A 17,466-nucleotide genomic window follows, 5' to 3' on the forward strand; every position below is an offset into this window, starting at 1 on the left:
TTTATTCATTGATGTGTATGATGGAAACGAATAGATAGACATAAGTATATTTTGAACATTTTACTTCATCATCTTGGGTTAGTAAAGTAGAAATATTTAAGAGAAGAGGAAGTTTGATGTCTTTTTTATAACAGAAAAGTCACCCTAGCTTTCTTATGCTAAGGTGACTTTCTTTTGCTTATTTCTTTAATCCTTGCTCTAGCGTTGCTAACATCTCATGTTTTTCATTTTCATCAGCATTTTTCCAAATGACTTCAAATAAAACGCCAAGGCCTGGAAGCATTTTTTCTTCTCCGCTTTGAATTGCATCAACAATTGTTTCTTGTAATTGGTCTTGCGTGTTTCCTGATACGTTTGCCAATACAGCACCGCGTAAATTAAAGTTCATCATGTTCACCTCTTTTTAGGAATGGAAACTGAGGTTAGTTTTTGTTCTTTTTTATGTAAATATGTATGAAAAATAGGCTATAATGAGAAGACAAGAAGAGAGGGAATGCATAGAATGAAAAACATTGATTCAGTACAAAATCCGCGTGTGAAGCAGTGGAAGAAGCTGCAAACGAAAAAAGAGCGCGATAAAAAAGGGTTATTTTTTGTAGAAGGATTCCATTTAGTAGAGGAAGCTTTAAAAGCAGGAGTTGCAACAGAACTGATCGTCTCAGAGCAGACAGACCTTCCGAAAGATTGGGTGGTTGCTGATGTGGAAATGTATATTGTGTCTGAAGCGGTTGTAAAATTGTTACGTGAAACAGAAACGACGCAAGGTGTATTTGCGGTTTGTGAGAAACATGAGAAAGAAATCGCTCTTACAGATGGAAAGTTTCTACTATTAGACGGCCTGCAGGACCCAGGTAACTTAGGAACAATCATTCGTACAGCAGATGCAGCTGGACTTGATGCGGTTGTTCTTGGAGAAGGATGCGTCGATGTATATAACAGTAAAGTATTACGTTCTACACAAGGGTCTGTATTCCATTTACCGATTGTAAAAGGAAACTTAGAAGAATGGGTAGACAAGTTAACAGAAAAGAACGTTTCTGTATACGGAACAGCTCTTGAAAACGGGGTTCCATACGGTGAAGTAGCACCGACGGGAAGTTTTGCATTAATTGTAGGTAACGAAGGAAATGGCGTTCGCCAAGAGCTTCTTGCGAAATGTAATCAAAATTTATACATTCCGATTTACGGAGGAGCAGAATCATTAAATGTTGCGGTTGCAGCAGGCATTTTAACGTATTATTTACAAACTCCGGTTGCGAATCGCTAAAAAACTTCTTATAATAGGTGGAAGTACGTGTTCAAAAAAGAGGATAAAGAGAGCCGAGTAGTTCGAGGCACGGAAGCCACGAGGACACGGAGTGGCGACGTAACGAAGAAATACGAGAGCTATCTTTACCGGACGTTTTGAACATCCAATAAAAGTGAAATAGTTTAAAAAACGATGATAGAGAAGAGTAGCTTGCAAAATCGCCATTTAGGGAGAGAATGTCATGGACTGAAAGCATTCTTATGGTAGACGGAAGTGAATTCACCTCTGGAGTTGACGCCAGGACCATGTAAATGTAAAGGCGTTCCGGTCTAACAAGCCGTTATAACGAATTAAGTGGGCAGGCTCGTTCTGTCAATTTAGGGTGGTACCGCGAATTTACCTCGTCCCTTTTTAGGGAGCGAGGTTTTTTTATTTTTAACATTAGGAGGGTTCCAAATGGAAGCACGTTTAAAAGAGCTAAAGCAAGAAGCTTTAGAGCTGATTGAAGAAGCGAAAGAGCTAAAAGGCTTAAACGATGTACGCGTTGCGTATTTAGGAAAAAAAGGCCCAATTACAGAAGTATTACGCGGCATGGGGAAATTATCTCCAGAAGAGCGTCCACGTATGGGAGCGTTAGTAAATGAAGTACGCGCGGCAATTCAAACGCGCCTAGAAGACAAAATTAACCACTTAGAAAAAGCAGTAATTGAAGCGAAGTTAGCATCTGAAACTATTGATGTTACATTACCAGGTCGCCCTGTAGAAACAGGTTGTCACCATCCGTTAACAGCGGTTGTTGAACAGATTGAAGATGTGTTTATCGGTATGGGATATGAAGTTGCAGAAGGAACAGAAGTAGAGAAAGACTACTATAACTTCGAAGCATTAAACTTACCGAAAGATCACCCAGCGCGTGATATGCAAGACACTTTCTACATTACAGAAGAAACATTACTACGTACACATACATCTTCTGTGCAAGCAAGAACAATGGAAAATAATAAAGAAAAAGGCCCGATTAAAATTATTTGCCCTGGTAAAGTGTATCGCCGTGATGATGACGATGCAACGCATTCACATCAGTTCATGCAAATTGAAGGTCTTGTAATTGATAAAAACATTCGTATGAGTGACTTAAAAGGTACACTGCAAGTATTTGTGAAAAAGATGTTTGGTGAAGATCGTGAAATCCGTCTTCGTCCAAGTTTCTTCCCATTCACAGAACCATCTGTTGAGATGGATATTTCTTGTATGATGTGTCACGGAAATGGTTGCGGCACATGTAAAGGGACTGGCTGGATTGAAATTTTAGGTGCTGGTATGGTTCATCCGAACGTACTTGAAATGGCAGGCTATGATTCAAAAGAATATCAAGGTTTCGCATTCGGTATGGGTGCAGAGCGTATCGCGATGTTAAAATATGGCGTTGATGACATTCGTCATTTCTATACAAATGATGTACGTTTCTTACAACAATTCAAACGAGCGTAAGGGAAGGAGAGGATAAATATGTTCGTATCATATCGTTGGTTACAAGAGTATATAGATATTCAAGATGTAACGGCACAAGAATTAGCAGATAAAATCACGAAAAGTGGTATTGAAGTAGAAGGCATTGAAGTATTAAATAAAGGTGTAAAAGGTGTTGTAGTTGGTCACGTATTAGAATGTGAAAAACATCCAGAAGCTGATAAATTAAGCAAATGTCTAATCGACATCGGTGAAGAAGAGCCAGTACAAATCATTTGCGGTGCTTCTAATATTGCAAAAGGTTTAAAAGTACCAGTTGCAAAAGTTGGTGCTGTTCTTCCTGGTAACTTCAAAATTAAAAAAGCAAAGCTACGTGGTGAAGCTTCTCACGGTATGGTTTGTTCTTTACAGGAGCTTGGCGTTGACGGCAAATTAGTTGCGAAAGACTATGCAGAAGGTATTTTTATTTTCCCAAGTGACGTGGAAGTTGGTGCAGATGCACTTGAAATCTTAAATTTACATGATGAAGTACTTGAATTAGGTTTAACACCGAACCGTGCTGACTGCTTGAACATGTTAGGTGTTGCGTATGAAGTAGCGGCAATTTACGGCCGTGAAGTGAAACTTCCAGCAGCACACTTACAAGAAGTGGCAGAAAAAACATCTGATTATATTTCTGTAAGTGTAGAAGCAACAGAACAAAACCCATTATATATTGCAAAAATGGTGAAAAACGTAAAGGTTGGTCCATCACCAATCTGGATGCAAACGCGTCTTATGGCAGCTGGCATTCGCCCGATTAGCAACGTAGTTGATATTACAAACTACATTTTAATTGAATACGGTCAACCATTACATGCGTTTGACTACGATAAATTAGGTTCAAAAGAAATCGTTGTTCGTCTTGCAAAAGAAGGCGAAAAGATTCAAACATTAGATGATCAAGAACGTACATTACAAGCGCATCACCTTGCGATTACAAACGGCACAAAAGCATTAGCTGTTGCTGGTGTAATGGGCGGAGCTGAATCTGAAGTTGATAACGATACAGTAAACGTTCTAATCGAGTCTGCATACTTCGAAGGTCAAACGGTGCGCCGCGCATCAAAAGACTTAGGTCTTCGCAGTGAATCAAGTGCACGTTTCGAAAAAGGAATCGATCCAACACGTACATTCGAAGCAATTCAACATGCAGCTGCATTAATGGCAAAATACGCTGGTGGCGAAGCGCTTGAAGGTGTAGTAGAAGTTGATAACTTACAAGTACAAGAACGTACAGTATCAGTTACAACTGAAAAGGTAAATCGTGTATTAGGTACAGAAATCTCTGCAAGTGAAATGGGTACAATTTTTACAAACTTGAAGTTCCCATTCACAGAAGTAGAAGGAACATTCCATGTAAACGTACCAGCACGTCGACCTGACATTACAATTGCAGAAGACTTAGTTGAAGAGGTAGGTCGTCTATACGGATACGATCATATCCCAGTTACATTACCAACTGGAACAATGACGCGTGGTAAATTAACAGTAGCGCAAGCAAAACGTCGTAAAGTACGTCGCTACCTAGAAGGTGCTGGTTTATATGAAGCAATTACGTATTCATTAACAAGCGCTGATAAAGCGAAACAATATATGGTTGAGCCGAACGAAAAGGCTCCTGTAAATCTTGCACTTCCAATGAGCGAGGAACGCAGCCAGCTTCGTTTAAGCTTAATACCACAATTGCTAGAAGCAGTTTCATATAACAACGCTCGTAAAAACGACAGTGTTGCATTATATGAAGTAGGTTCTATCTTTTTGCCAACAGCAAAAGGTGAGCTTCCAAAAGAAGAACAACATCTTGCTGGCGTTATGACAGGTCTTGCTCTTCACCATGCATGGCAAGGTGAGAAGAAAGTTGTAGACTTCTTCGTTGTAAAAGGTATATTAGAAGGATTATTCGATGTACTTGGCGTTGCAAGCAGCATCACATATGCTCCTGCAAAACGTGAAGGCATGCACCCAGGACGTACAGCCGATATCTTACTAGACGGAGAAGTAATTGGATTCATCGGTCAATTACACCCAGAAGCGCAAAAACAATTAGATGTAAAAGATACATTCGTATTCGAATTATCTCTAGTAAAAGTATTTGCTGCTGATACAGAAGATACTTACTACTCAGCAATTCCGCGTTTCCCATCTATGACACGTGATATGGCAGTTGTAGTAGCCAAGGAAGTAAAAGCTGGTGAAATGAAGCAAGCGATTAGCGAAGCAGGCGGAGAACTTCTAAAAGAAGTAACATTATTCGACTTATACGAAGGCGAAAAAATGGAAGAAGGCAAGAAATCACTTGCATTCTCTATGAACTACTTCAATCCAGAACGTACATTAACAGATGAAGAAGTAACAGAAGCACATAGCCGTGTATTAGCAGCGGTAGAAGAGAAATTTGGTGCGGAGTTGCGTAAATAATAAAAAAGCAGCCTTGTGGCACATAGCCATCAAGTTAATCAAAATACTCCAGATGCTGAAAGCATCTGGAGTATTTTGATTAGATATAGAATACAAGTTTGTATATTTGCTTTTTAATTCCTGTTCTAATAATTGTAGTTCTTCTGTAAGGTTCATTGAAGACATAAAAACAGCCATCTTTTCATGTAAAATTAAGTTACCACACAAAATTATTGACGCTACCAAAGCAATTTAACTAAGATATCATATCCCTACAATTTCTACAAACTTCACTACTAATTATTATGGTTGGAAATAAAACTGCACTAGAAATTTCACCTCCTCTAGTACAGTTCTTTTTCGAATGTTTTAATACCCTTCTGGATGACTTTGATGCCATTTCCATGCTGTAGCGATAATATCCTTAATAGAAGTATATTTTGGTTCCCAACCAAGAATTTCCTTGGCTTTCACACTTGATGCAATTAACACATCTGGATCACCTGGGCGACGCGGGCCGATTTTTGCTGGAATTAGATGTCCTGTGACCTCACGAGAAGCTTTAAGTATTTCTTTATTTGAAAAGCCTTCTGCTGAACCAAGATTAAATACGTCCGATTTTCCGCCAGCTTTTAAATATTCTAGCGCTTTGATATGTGCATCGATTAAATCTACTACATGGATATAGTCGCGGATGTTCGTTCCATCCGGCGTGTTATAATCGTCCCCATAAATCATGAGCTCATTACGCTGACCAAGTGCTACCTGTAAAATAATCGGAATTAAATGTGTTTCATGATTATGGGCTTCTCCAATTGAGCCATCTTCTTTTGCACCTGCAACATTAAAGTAACGAAGCGCCACATAATTCATGTCGCTTGCCTCACTTTGCCATTTCATCATTTGTTCCATCATCAACTTACTTTGACCATATGGGTTGATTGGCTTTGTCGGAGTTGTTTCCTTAATTGGTATCTCTTCTGGAATTCCGAACGTTGCAGCAGTTGAAGAAAAGACAATGTATTTCACGCCGAATTCTCTCATGACTTCTAAGGTAATCTGCGCACCGTAAACGTTGTTATTGAAATATTTCAATGGCTCTTCCATTGATTCACCAACAAGTGAAAATGCTGCAAAATGCATCACACCTTCAATATTCTTTTCTTGAGAGAAGACTTCATACATGAATTTCTTATCACGTATATCTCCCTTGTAAAAACGCGCTTTTTCATGCAACGACTCGATATGCCCGGTCAATAGATTATCGATTACCGCTACATCATAGCCATTTGTGATTAATTGATTGACGGCATGTGAACCGATATAGCCTGCACCGCCTAAAACTAAAACTGTCATTTCGTCATCACCTCTCGATTTGTGCTTTGTAATTCTTTGATAAAGAGATCAAACCCTGCTCTACCATCTTTATTCATCTTATAGACACCAGCATCTTCTAAGACGCGTTCAAATTTTTTTGCAACTTCAGTTTGAAGAAAGCTTTGGATGGTCTCTTCCGTATAGCCGCCCTGGGCTTTTAATTCATCTGCCCATCTTTGATGGATTTCAGGAACATTGGCTTCTTTATCTAACAAGTACAGCTCAACTTTATGAAGCTCCTCAATCAAACGTGGGGGGAGAATCGCAAGGCCCATGACTTCAATAAGCCCGATATTTTCTTTCTTAATATGCTGTACATCTGGATGTGGGTGAAAAATTCCATCAGGGTATTCTTCACTCACATTATTATCACGCAGTACAAGATCAATTTCATACTTTTCTTCATGGCGCCGTACAATTGGTGTAATCGTATGATGTTTTGTGCCATCTTTTGACTCTGCACGAATTTGTAAGAATTCATCTGAATAGTTCTTCCAACTTTCATGGATGTAGGTGCTGGCATTAATTAGCTCTTCTTTGTTTAAAGAAGAGAGGCGAATCACACTCATTGGCCAGTTGACAATACCGCAAGAAATATTTGGGTAGTCAGGTAGTTCAAATGTTTTAAGAACTTTAGCCTTTGCCATTGGAAAGTTATGGCTTCCGGATTGATAGTGATCATGACTTAAGATAGATCCTCCTACAATAGGTAAATCCGCATTTGAACCAATGAAATAATGTGGCATGATTTCTACAAAACTAAATAAACGAGAGAATGCCTCACGAGAAATTTTCATTGGTCGATGCTTCTTAGATAATACGATGGAGTGTTCATTAAAGTATGCATATGGTGAATATTGAAAACCCCATTCCTCTCCATCTAGCTCGATGTTAATGATTCGGTGATTGCTTCTACCTGGATGGTTCAAATGGCCGAAATACCCTTCATTTTCAATACAAAGTAAACATTTTGGATAATTGCCCTTCGGTGCATTTCTAGCCGCTAAGATCTCTTTTGGATCTTTCTCTGGTTTGGACAAATTAATAGTAATCTCAAGTTCACCATATTTTGATTCTGCTAAATAATGAAGATTTTTTGCAATCGCACGGGTCTTTATATAATCATTGCGTTTACTTAGTTCAAAGAAATAATCCGTTGCTTGTTCAGGACTTTTGCGATATGCCTCCTGAAAATTCGCATTGACCTTGGATGGAAGTGGTGTAATCACATTCATTAAAAGCGCTTCGAACATATCACGATTGGCTTGGTTTTTAGAGATAATAAGATTTTCCGTCGCTTTATCCATAAGCGTATCTAACAACACATGTGGGTCCGTTTCGACTACACTGGTAATCTCTCCCATTTCCAATTCGCCTATCAAACGTAATAGCTGATTGTGCATATAAATTCGGTCATTTTCCTCAATGGCTCCATTTTCAATTGCAAGTGTAGTAAAATCATAAATTGCTTGACATGTGTTCATCGTTTCCACCTCATTTATCATCCAATCACTGTAGTTCCACTACCAATGTGTGCCACATAAAAGACAGGTGCATATCCCACAACTTTGAGATATTCATCATAAACATTGTTTTTAAAAGTGTGGGTTTCATTTTCTTTTACTAATGCGATGGCGCATCCCCCAAATCCTGCTCCAGTCATACGAGCTCCAAGCACACCCTCTTGTTTTTGCGCAGTGGCCACCAATGTATCTAATTCAAGCCCGGTTACTTCATAATCATCTCTTAAAGATGTATGAGAAGCATTCAATAGCTTTCCGAATTCTTCTAAATCACCTGCAGTAAGAGCTGCTTTGGCCCTTTTTGTGCGTTCATTTTCGTAAACTGCATGCTTCGCGCGTTTAATTAGGATTTCATTTCCAATAAGATTTTGATTTGCATCAAATTCTGTTTCGCTTAGTTCTCCAAGTGCATGAATCTCTAACTTCGTTTGGAGACGTGCGAGTGCTTCTTCACATTCAGCACGGCGCTCATTATATTTTGAATCTGCTAGTTCACGACGTTTATTCGTATTCATAATTACAATAGCATAGTCGTCCAAAACCACTGGAACCATTTCATACTCTAACGTATTGGTATCAAGGAGAATCGCTTTGTCTTTCTCACCAAATCCAATGGCAAATTGATCCATGATACCAGAATTTACACCAATGAATTCATTTTCAACTTTTTTACCCATTTTCACTAATTCAAGTCGCGTTACGTCTAAGTTGAACAAGTCTTCTAATACTACGCCTATAAGTAATTCAAGTGAAGCACTACTTGAAAGTCCCGCTCCATTCGGAATCGTTCCCTCAACTAATAACTCAAAACCACAGTTTATTTTATGACCTGCTTCTTTCAGTGTTAAGATAACTCCTTTTACATAATTTGCCCAATTCGCATTTTTATCGTAATCTAGTTCATTCAACGTGAAGCCAATCACGCCAAGTTCTTCAAAGTTCGTTGAGTAAACCAATACTTTATCATCCTCACGACGTCTAGCTACTCCGTAAGTTCCATAAGTAATAGAAGCGGGGAATACATAGCCACCATTGTAGTCTGTATGTTCCCCGATTAAGTTAATACGTCCTGGAGAAAAATATTGAGTTGTTTCTTGAGGTCCAAATACCTCAGCAAATTTTAGAGCTAGTTCACGTTTCTTTTCCATAAGTATAAACCTCTCTTTTGTATTTATTTTAAATACATTCTGATAGCAGTATTTAATTTTTTCTATCCATGTTTCTAACGTAGTATAAGGAATGTTGTATTCCCGTTCCACATCTGACAAGGCACGACCACGATGCATCATTTCACGGCTTCATTTCGCCGTGGAAGAACGAATTAATTCAAAATCATTTTGATAAACTTAGAGTAGAAAGCGAAAACTCCTCTCGTGGTTTGTCTCGACAACAATTACGATACGGGAGTTTTCGCCTTTTTTCATAGTTATTTATGGAAAATAATTCAATCTAGCTTAACTCAATCCCAATTTATCGTGATGGAGCAATAACATGAAATTCTGTCGTTGTTTGATAAGTTGAATCCGCCCTAAGAATTATATCTCCAAAATCAGAATGCTGTTCAGCACCCGGGGAAACCTGTGTTTCAAAGGTAATTCCGCCATGGTGTGCAAGTTGCTTGCCATGCATGAGGGGCGTATTCTCACCAAAATTTGCTGTAAAGATGACGACACTTGGTTCTTTTGTGGCTACTTCAATTGTAACCACCTCATCCGGGCTAATGAGTTTCACTGAACTATGTGATAGTTCAGGTCGGTTCAAGAAAAATGGGTGATCAATTCCATCCACTAATTCTTTTTGATCAAAAGTACTAGTGAAGGTTTCTTTGAGTTTAACTGGTTTTCGAAAATCAAACGCAGTTCCTTCTACAGGCCACTTTTCACCAATTGGAATACTTTTCCGATCAAGTGGTGCGAATCTATTACTATCCACCCATAATGTGTGTTCATTTACAGGTTGCGTTACATCACCAGTTAAATTGAAGTACACGTGATTTGTTGGATTAAACAAGGTGTCTTTGTCACTTGTCGCCCTAGTTTCTACTTTCCAAACATTCGTGTTAGTTAACGTGTAACGTATCTCGACATCAAGATTCCCTGGAAAACCATTTTCACCATCTGGACTCACCGTGTGAAATATCACTGAGGCCTCATCATTATTATCGACAACTTGATATTTCCACTTTTTTCCTTCAAATCCTGGGGTACCGCCATGTAAAGTGTGTCCGGTTGTCTCATCAATTTGTACTTTATAGATTTCCTCATCAATTTGAAAAGTTCCATTTTGAATTCGTCCAGCTACTCTTCCAATTGAGGCACCAATATATAAATCTTTTTCAAAATATTCCTTTGCCGTATCAAAACCAAGTACGAGCTCACGTAGACCATTCGTTGTTGGTACCTTTAAACTCGTAATGCGAGCACCGAAATCTGAAACAGTCAATTGCAGGCCGTTCAGATTGGTAATAGTGATAATCGTATAACCTGCACCGAAATCTTTTGTTGTAATGTTCATTTTAGATATCCTCTATTCTTCATTTAGCAAGTGAATCACTAGAATTGAACTTTTTAGTTGCTTTTTCGCCATGATTAAGCTTTGCTTCTAGTTCTTTGACGATTTGTGCATGTTTTTTCTCTGTTAATGTGATCTTCCATGCGAAAATGATGGCAGAGAAAATCATGAGTGCTGCTGGAAGGTAGAACGCATAAAGGTGAAACGTTGAAACACCCTGTGCAGTAATGTCTGCTGCTGTAGCATTGCCAGTCATTCCAGCAGCAACAGCTACAAATCCAACGATTCCGTTTGATAAAGCTCCAGCAAGTTTATCGAGTAATGGACGAATTGATAAAGTTACAGCTTCGTTTCGGACACCATTTTTCCATTGTCCATATTCAACTGAGTCGGTAATCGTCATCAAAGCTGAAAGGAAAATCAGCTGCTGAGGGAAGTAGTAGAGCACTAATCCCACAATAACCATTGGTAAACTTGTTCCAGCTAAGATGAAACATACATATGCCAGAAGCATCATCACAATACCGCCAATATAGACAAAACGTCTTGAAATTAATTTCGTGAGCGTTGGGAAAAGTGGAACGGCAATTAAGCCTAATACAGCTGCAATTAATCCCACAATCCAGAACTCACCTGAATTTCCTAGAATATATTTGAAGAAGAAGAATAACACAGCAGTAGTTGCAACATTGGCAATCGCATATGCAATATATGAAAGTGCTAGCCACATCAACTGATCGTTTTTAGCAATAGCTTTGAAAACATCTTTAAAGGCTACTTTTTCTTGTTGCTGACGAATGACGCTATCATTTTCTTTTGTGCCAAGTGCTGTAATAATCGCTGTTCCACCAGAAAGAACAGCAGCAATCAAGCCAAACCAAAACCAACCAGAGGCACCTTGAGAATGTTCACCAGTCATCAAGAAAGTAAAGAAGGTAACGATTGGTACAACTGCTAGTGTAGTCCCATTTGCACCAAGTGATGAACCAAGTCGTGCAAATGTTGCCAATTTTTCTCGTTCCTTAGTGTCAGTGCTTAACGCTGGAATCATCGACCAAAAAGCAATATCCTTAAATGAATAAAAACTATCTAGCAAGATATAAACAATTGCAAACAAAATGATGAACAGTGTAGTATTATGAATTGCCAGACCAAAGAAATTGGTAAATATGAATGCAAGAAAAATAGAACTAACTACACCACCAATGACTAACCAAGGCTTAAACTTCCCGAATCTCGTTTTTGTGTTGTCAATTACTCCTCCAATAATCGGATCAAAAATAATTTCTACCAATCGAATTACTACGACTAAACTCGTAACAATTCCAATCATTTTTGCAGTCGTTGCTTTATCAGCCCCAGTGAACATCGCACTCGTAACAAAGACCATAAAATAGGTGCTCAAAGTTGCATAAAATATGTCATGACCAAATGCACCTAAGGCATAGGAAACACGTTGTTTTAATTTTTCATTCATTTCCATTCTCCTCTTTTGTAATTTTTCCTACCACTTAATTTTAATAATGATAAAAGAGCGCTTACAAAATTAAACATAAAAAACTAACGAACTATATTAATCTCCTTCCTATGTTTTTCTTTTTCAAGTATAGTTTAACAAGAAAGCGTTTTCTGTTTTATATCACTTTGTGACCTTGATTTAACCTTTTGTTGCATTTCTTCCTTCAAAAGGCAGATTAGGTTATAGTCATCACGAAGAGGGGAGAAGTCCATGGAACAAGCAATCTTTATTAAAAAAGAACAGCATTACTTCTCAAGCGAACTTTATTTTGATTTTTGTGGTTTTTCAAAAACACTGCCTTTTCATGCTTTTGGACCAGCTGTACGTAACAGCTACATTATTCATGTCGTGTTGGATGGAAAAGGAACGTACCATGTAAAAGATAAAAAATATTCATTAAAGAAAGGAAATATTTTTCTCATTCGCCCAGGAGAGTCGACCTTTTATCGTTCGGATGCAGAAGAACCATGGTTGTATGCGTGGCTGTCATTTGGTGGGAAGGTAGCAGACGAAATTATTCATTATTCGATTTTTAAAGAAGATAACTACTCTGTTACTTCAACTAATATTCAACAATATTTGGATATTATCTTGGAGTGTATGAATTGCTCCAACCGTACACTAGAAGATGAATTAAAGTTGAATGAGTTGACCTATCGGTTTTTAAGATTATTACTTACAGATGGTGGCGAATTCTCACCAGGAGTAAAACAAAAGTTTTCACGACTCGCAATTGAAGCGATGACATATATTGGAGAGCACTATGTAGAGGAGATTACAGTACGTAATGTGGCAGATCATCTTGCAGTCAATCGAAGCCATCTTTCGCGGGTCTTTCACAATCATTTTGGGATGAGCATGAAGGACTGGATTTTAAGGGTGCGCATTAATCACGCAACGTATTTACTTTCAATGACAAATGAATCGGTAGAAAACATTTCTTATCAGGTGGGCTTTCGTAGTTTAGTAGTCTTTAGCCGCATATTTAAAAAAGTGATTGGAGAAACACCTACGCATTATCGAAAGCGTATGTCGAAAGAGAATTTCCAAACAATCTCTTTATCAAGCTTGAAGTTCTTACTTGATGAACAAGAAATTATTTCACAAGCCACTTAGGAAAAATGAATGAAATTTCTAGAATAGCAATTATAAATTCAAAAAAGTACGAAGAATTTAATATGTAGTGTGCCTAAAGTTGTAACGTAAACGAATGGTAAATAAGAATAAAATAAAATGACTTAATTTTAACACTATTTAAACATTTGAATTTATCAAGTGGCTAATTAACGCAAAGGGTATTAAGACTCAATATTCTCTTAATACCCTGTTTAATTGGAATCTATTTGCATATGGCCTCATATTTCGCTTTTGGTTGCCATATCTCATATTGTGCGGCAATGCTTCTTAGAGTTCCACTTCCCTTTAAGTAGAGTTGAACAACTTCCCATTTAAATTCTTCACTATAGGTTTTGTAAGTTTTCTTCATAACAAATCCCTCCTAAGTAAACAGTATGGCTCTTTCTTTGGACTGTCTACTTAAAATGGATAATATCAAAGCCTTGGATTCTTATCATGCTTCCTCACTTTTCTATTGATGTATAGTGTAGGATATGTTTTCTAAATTGTAGATGCTTGTTTTTCAACATGAATTATAAAAAATGAGCTAGTGTCATAGGTGTATTAGCGACGATGAAATTTTACGTAAGAGAGAGGCTTGTCACTCACGATAAGAGTGATAGGCTTCTTTTTTTATAAAAAGCAAAAATGAATGCAACCAAATACTGGTTTTTTGTATCTAATAGAATGTAAAGAACATGAAAACAAGCGTATATTGAAATTAGTTAGCAAGGGGGTTCTGAAATGGGGAAGTTAGAAGCCTTAGTGAAAAAGGCAAAAAAGGGAGATGGAGAAGCATTTGTTTCTCTTGTGCAGCGCTATGAAGATGTGCTGTACAAAGTCGCAAGTAAACTGTTGCAGAAAGATGAGGATGTGGCCGATGCGATGCAAGAAGCAATCACAGTGGCTTACGAGAAAATACATACACTTAAAAACGAAGAGTACTTTAATACATGGATTTGTAAAATATTGATCAATACATGTAACGGTATATTAAACAAAAAGCAAAAAATTACGTTAGTAGATGGGCACATTGAACAAAAACAAAATGAAAATGAATTTCTGAAAATAGAACTGGAAGATGCACTAAATAGTTTGAATAAAGACTATAAAATGGCGATCGTTTTATATTACATCGTTGGGCTTAGTATAAAAGAAATGAGTGTGTTTTTAAAAGAACCGGAAGGAACGATTAAATCGAGACTTTCCAGAGCCAAGTCAATATTACGTAATCATTATTACAGTGGTGAAGGAGTGAGTGTAAATGAAAAGTAACTTTGAAAAAGAATTTCAGCATGTGTTACATGAGGAAAAAGAAATACCTAGTATTGTTAGAAAGTCTTTAGATCATTCCTATGATGTAATACGTATGAAGGCAAAGAAAAAGAAAAGAAATGTGATGTGGAGAAAATTTGCAGTAGCGGCTTGTTGTTTTGTGATAGCTGGTGGTGTTTTTACAAATGAGCATGTGCGAGCTAACATAAACAAATTATTTCATTTTAATGATAAAGGAATTGAGCGAGCGGTTGATGAAGGATTTACACAAAAAAGCAATAGTACGGCTACTGATAAAGGGATCACAGTGATACTTGACAGTTATTTTGCTGACGCGAATAAACTAGGGTTTAGCTTTCAATTAGTATTTGGGGATACAAGCATATTCAAGAAACAGGTAAAAGAAGTGTCTTTTGACTATCGATTAAAAAATGGTGATGGCGAATATATTATGGAGTCTATTCCAGACACAAAGCCTTTGAAAGGTAACAAACTATATGTATCCGGAGGAGAAGATAATAATCCATATATAGATAGGAAAACTGGAAAAGTTTTATACGAAGCGATATGGGAGTCAAATCAGGGCTTGATTCCCAAATTAAAAGATGCTGTGTTAGAAATAGAGAGCGTTAAGGTTTTTTATGAGAATGATGAACGGAAAGAAATTGATGGTATATGGAATTTACCGATTAGCGACAAAACGAAAGAAGAAGCAACTTCAACGGTTGAGTATAGATCAGCAGAAACAACATCTAACATCCATATTGTATCTGCAAAGGTAAATCCAACATCTCTCAACCTAACATTTTCAGTTAATGAAGTAGTAGAAGATGAAAATACTTTTATGGATATGAAGGTTATAGATGAAACAGGAAAAGAATATAAATCAAAAGGGTATAGTATGGATGTTGAAAATGATAAAACGACTGTACATGTTAATTTCCCGATTACTTCTTATGATAAAGCGAATACATTGAAGATCCAAATGAAGAAGTTTGGAGAAGTAGAGTTAGTTAGAAAATAAAGTGCAATCAAAATCATCTGCACTTTATTTTTTCTTTGTTTTAACCCTTGCATGTGGCAGAAAAAAGCCCTGACCGCTTCTATGCATGGCCAGATGCTCTCGCCCATCAAAAAAAGAGTGGTTTTATGAAGGTTTTTCAATTTGTATTTATATAGAACGACAACTTGCATCTTTCAAAGGAATGTAGTACATTAATTTTAGTTTAACAAAAAGAAAGACGATGATAAGGAAAAGTAGTATATACTATAATCCAAAGCGAATCAGGGATGGTGCGAGCCTGATGAGGCGGTATATGTGAAGAACACCTTGGAGTTGCTAACCGAAATTGAATTGTGTATTCAAGAGTAGACTTAGACGGGTATCCGGCCTGTTACAAACCGGAAAGTATGTATCATACATACGAGTTAGAGCTGGTCTTTATGACAAATTGGGTGGTACCGCGAAGTTTAACCTTTCGTCCCTTTATGGATGGAAGGTTTTTTTGTATTTAAATATATGTAAAGGAGAATTTCAATATGGAAAACACATTAGTAAAAAGTCTGTATAGAGAAACTGATAAGTATATAGACCAAAAAGTACAAGTATCAGGTTGGATCCGTAACTTACGTGATTCAAAAGTATTTGGTTTTATCGAATTAAACGATGGTAGTTTCTTTAAAAGCGTTCAAATCGTTTTCGATACAGAATTAGATAACTTTACTGAAATTACGAAGCTTCCATTAAGCTCATCTATTAAAGTAGAGGGAACACTAATTGCAACGCCAACTGCAAAGCAGCCGTTTGAAATTAAAGCGGACAAAATCGAAATCGAGGGATTATCAGATTCTGATTACCCATTACAAAAGAAACGTCACACGTTTGAGTACTTACGTACAATCGCTCATTTACGTCCAAGAACGAATGCATTCTCGGCAACGTTCCGTGTGCGTTCAATTGCAGCTTATGCGCTTCATAAATTCTTCCAAGAGCGCGGCTTTGTACATGTTCATACACCAATTATTACAGGTAGTGATACTGAAGGTGCAGGTGAAATGTTCCGTGTAACAACGCATGATATGAACAACGTGCCAAAAGGTGAAGATGGAAATGTAGACGATTCAAAAGACTTCTTCGGCAAAGAAACAAACTTAACAGTAAGTGGACAATTGAATGCTGAAGCATATGCATTAGCGTTCCGCGATGTATACACATTTGGTCCAACGTTCCGCGCTGAAAACTCAAACACAACTCGCCACGCTGCTGAGTTTTGGATGGTTGAACCTGAGATTGCATTCGCTGAATTAGAAGATGTAATGGATCTTACAGAAGATATGCTGAAGTATGCAATGAAATACGTATTAGAGCATGCACCAGAAGAAATGGAATTCTTCAACAGCTTTGTTGATAAAACAGTTCTAGAGCGCATGAATAACGTAATTAACTCTGACTTTGGACGCATCACATACACAGAAGCAATTGAAGTGCTTCAAAAATCAGGTGCAGAATTCAAATACCCAGTAGAATGGGGAATTGATTTACAAACAGAGCACGAAAGATACTTATCAGAAGAAGTATTCAAACGTCCTGTATTCGTAACAGACTATCCAAAAGATATTAAAGCATTCTATATGCGCTTAAATGATGATGGCAAAACAGTAGCCGCAACAGACTTACTTGTTCCTGGCATCGGCGAATTAATCGGCGGAAGTCAACGTGAAGAAAGAATGGATGTTTTAGTAGATAGAATTAAAGAACTAGGCATGAACGAAGAAGACTACTGGTGGTACTTAGAACTTAGAAAATACGGCGGTACAAAACATGCTGGATTTGGTCTAGGTTTCGAACGCTTCTTAATGTACATTACTGGTATGGGGAATATTCGTGACGTAATTCCATTCCCAAGAACACCAGGCTCTGCGGAGTTTTAAGATTGGAAAAAAGGTATATCAACAGCAATTAAGCTGTTTGATATACCTTTTTATTT

General features: G+C 37.6%; 14 protein-coding genes and 2 other annotated features. Of the genes, 7 read left to right on the forward strand and 7 right to left on the reverse strand.

The genetic code is table 11. The annotated features are described in order from the left end of the window. Window positions 1-178: 178 nt before the first annotated feature. Window positions 179-388 carry a small acid-soluble spore protein SspI gene (gene sspI / locus WAZ07_RS01485; protein WP_090916444.1) on the reverse strand — a complete coding sequence of 70 codons (210 nt, stop codon included), beginning with the start codon at window positions 386-388 and terminating at the stop codon, window positions 179-181. Window positions 389-502: 114 nt separating this feature from the next. Between sspI and WAZ07_RS01490 the strand changes: the two genes are divergently transcribed. From WAZ07_RS01490 to pheT, 3 genes are all read left to right on the forward strand, one after another. Then, window positions 503-1,267: a TrmH family RNA methyltransferase gene (locus tag WAZ07_RS01490; protein WP_336471037.1), complete on the forward strand. Its 765-nt coding sequence runs from the start codon at window positions 503-505 to the stop codon at window positions 1,265-1,267. Between the two features lie 165 nt (window positions 1,268-1,432). Further along, window positions 1,433-1,661, forward strand: a binding site (T-box leader). A 44-nt stretch (window positions 1,662-1,705) separates the two neighbouring features. Then, window positions 1,706-2,740: a phenylalanine--tRNA ligase subunit alpha gene (gene pheS, locus WAZ07_RS01495; RefSeq protein ID WP_090916448.1), complete on the forward strand. Its 1,035-nt coding sequence runs from the start codon at window positions 1,706-1,708 to the stop codon at window positions 2,738-2,740. An 18-nt stretch (window positions 2,741-2,758) separates the two neighbouring features. Then, on the forward strand, window positions 2,759-5,179 hold the full coding sequence (pheT, locus tag WAZ07_RS01500; RefSeq protein ID WP_336471038.1) for a phenylalanine--tRNA ligase subunit beta: 2,421 nt from the start codon (window positions 2,759-2,761) through the stop codon (window positions 5,177-5,179). A 348-nt stretch (window positions 5,180-5,527) separates the two neighbouring features. Here pheT and galE read toward each other — a convergent pair whose 3' ends face one another. The 5 genes from galE to WAZ07_RS01525 form a co-directional block, all read right to left on the reverse strand. Next, the gene (gene galE, locus WAZ07_RS01505) at window positions 5,528-6,514 is read right to left on the reverse strand and encodes a UDP-glucose 4-epimerase GalE (RefSeq protein ID WP_336471039.1); all 987 of its coding nucleotides are present in this window, start codon (window positions 6,512-6,514) and stop codon (window positions 5,528-5,530) included. Continuing rightward, window positions 6,511-8,040: a UDP-glucose--hexose-1-phosphate uridylyltransferase gene (gene galT, locus WAZ07_RS01510; protein WP_336471040.1), complete on the reverse strand. Its 1,530-nt coding sequence runs from the start codon at window positions 8,038-8,040 to the stop codon at window positions 6,511-6,513. Before galT ends, galE begins: the two co-directional genes overlap by 4 nt. After that, on the reverse strand, window positions 8,037-9,206 hold the full coding sequence (locus WAZ07_RS01515) for a galactokinase (RefSeq protein ID WP_336471408.1): 1,170 nt from the start codon (window positions 9,204-9,206) through the stop codon (window positions 8,037-8,039). The genes galT and WAZ07_RS01515 overlap by 4 nt, the downstream gene beginning before the upstream one ends. A gap of 322 nt (window positions 9,207-9,528) precedes the next feature. Beyond that, window positions 9,529-10,572 (reverse strand): galactose-1-epimerase, encoded by a 1,044-nt coding sequence (locus tag WAZ07_RS01520; protein WP_336471041.1) that lies wholly within the window; start codon window positions 10,570-10,572, stop codon window positions 9,529-9,531. A 19-nt stretch (window positions 10,573-10,591) separates the two neighbouring features. Beyond that, complete coding sequence (locus WAZ07_RS01525) at window positions 10,592-12,052, reverse strand: glycoside-pentoside-hexuronide (GPH):cation symporter (RefSeq protein ID WP_336471042.1); 1,461 nt, start codon at window positions 12,050-12,052, stop codon at window positions 10,592-10,594. A gap of 246 nt (window positions 12,053-12,298) precedes the next feature. On the opposite strand from WAZ07_RS01525, the gene WAZ07_RS01530 reads away from it, so the two are divergent. Next, window positions 12,299-13,204: an AraC family transcriptional regulator gene (locus WAZ07_RS01530; RefSeq protein WP_336471043.1), complete on the forward strand. Its 906-nt coding sequence runs from the start codon at window positions 12,299-12,301 to the stop codon at window positions 13,202-13,204. A gap of 223 nt (window positions 13,205-13,427) precedes the next feature. On the opposite strand, the gene WAZ07_RS01535 is transcribed toward WAZ07_RS01530, so the two are convergent. Further along, a complete protein-coding gene (locus tag WAZ07_RS01535; protein WP_336471044.1) occupies window positions 13,428-13,574 on the reverse strand; it encodes a transposase in 147 nt (48 codons plus the stop codon). 374 nt (window positions 13,575-13,948) lie between these two features. Between WAZ07_RS01535 and WAZ07_RS01540 the strand changes: the two genes are divergently transcribed. From WAZ07_RS01540 to asnS, 3 genes are all read left to right on the forward strand, one after another. Next, the gene (locus WAZ07_RS01540; RefSeq protein WP_336471045.1) at window positions 13,949-14,479 is read left to right on the forward strand and encodes a sigma-70 family RNA polymerase sigma factor; all 531 of its coding nucleotides are present in this window, start codon (window positions 13,949-13,951) and stop codon (window positions 14,477-14,479) included. Beyond that, complete coding sequence (locus WAZ07_RS01545) at window positions 14,469-15,503, forward strand: DUF4179 domain-containing protein (protein WP_336471046.1); 1,035 nt, start codon at window positions 14,469-14,471, stop codon at window positions 15,501-15,503. Before WAZ07_RS01540 ends, WAZ07_RS01545 begins: the two co-directional genes overlap by 11 nt. Window positions 15,504-15,714: 211 nt before the next feature. Next, window positions 15,715-15,968: a binding site (T-box leader), on the forward strand. Window positions 15,969-16,018: 50 nt separating this feature from the next. Further along, window positions 16,019-17,410, forward strand: coding sequence for an asparagine--tRNA ligase (asnS, locus tag WAZ07_RS01550; protein WP_336471047.1), 1,392 nt, complete (start codon window positions 16,019-16,021; stop codon window positions 17,408-17,410). The last annotated feature ends 56 nt before the right edge of the window (window positions 17,411-17,466 follow it).

This window comes from Bacillus bruguierae, from assembly GCF_037104725.1.
Taxonomy (GTDB): Bacteria; Bacillota; Bacilli; order Bacillales; family Bacillaceae_G; genus Bacillus_A; species Bacillus_A bruguierae.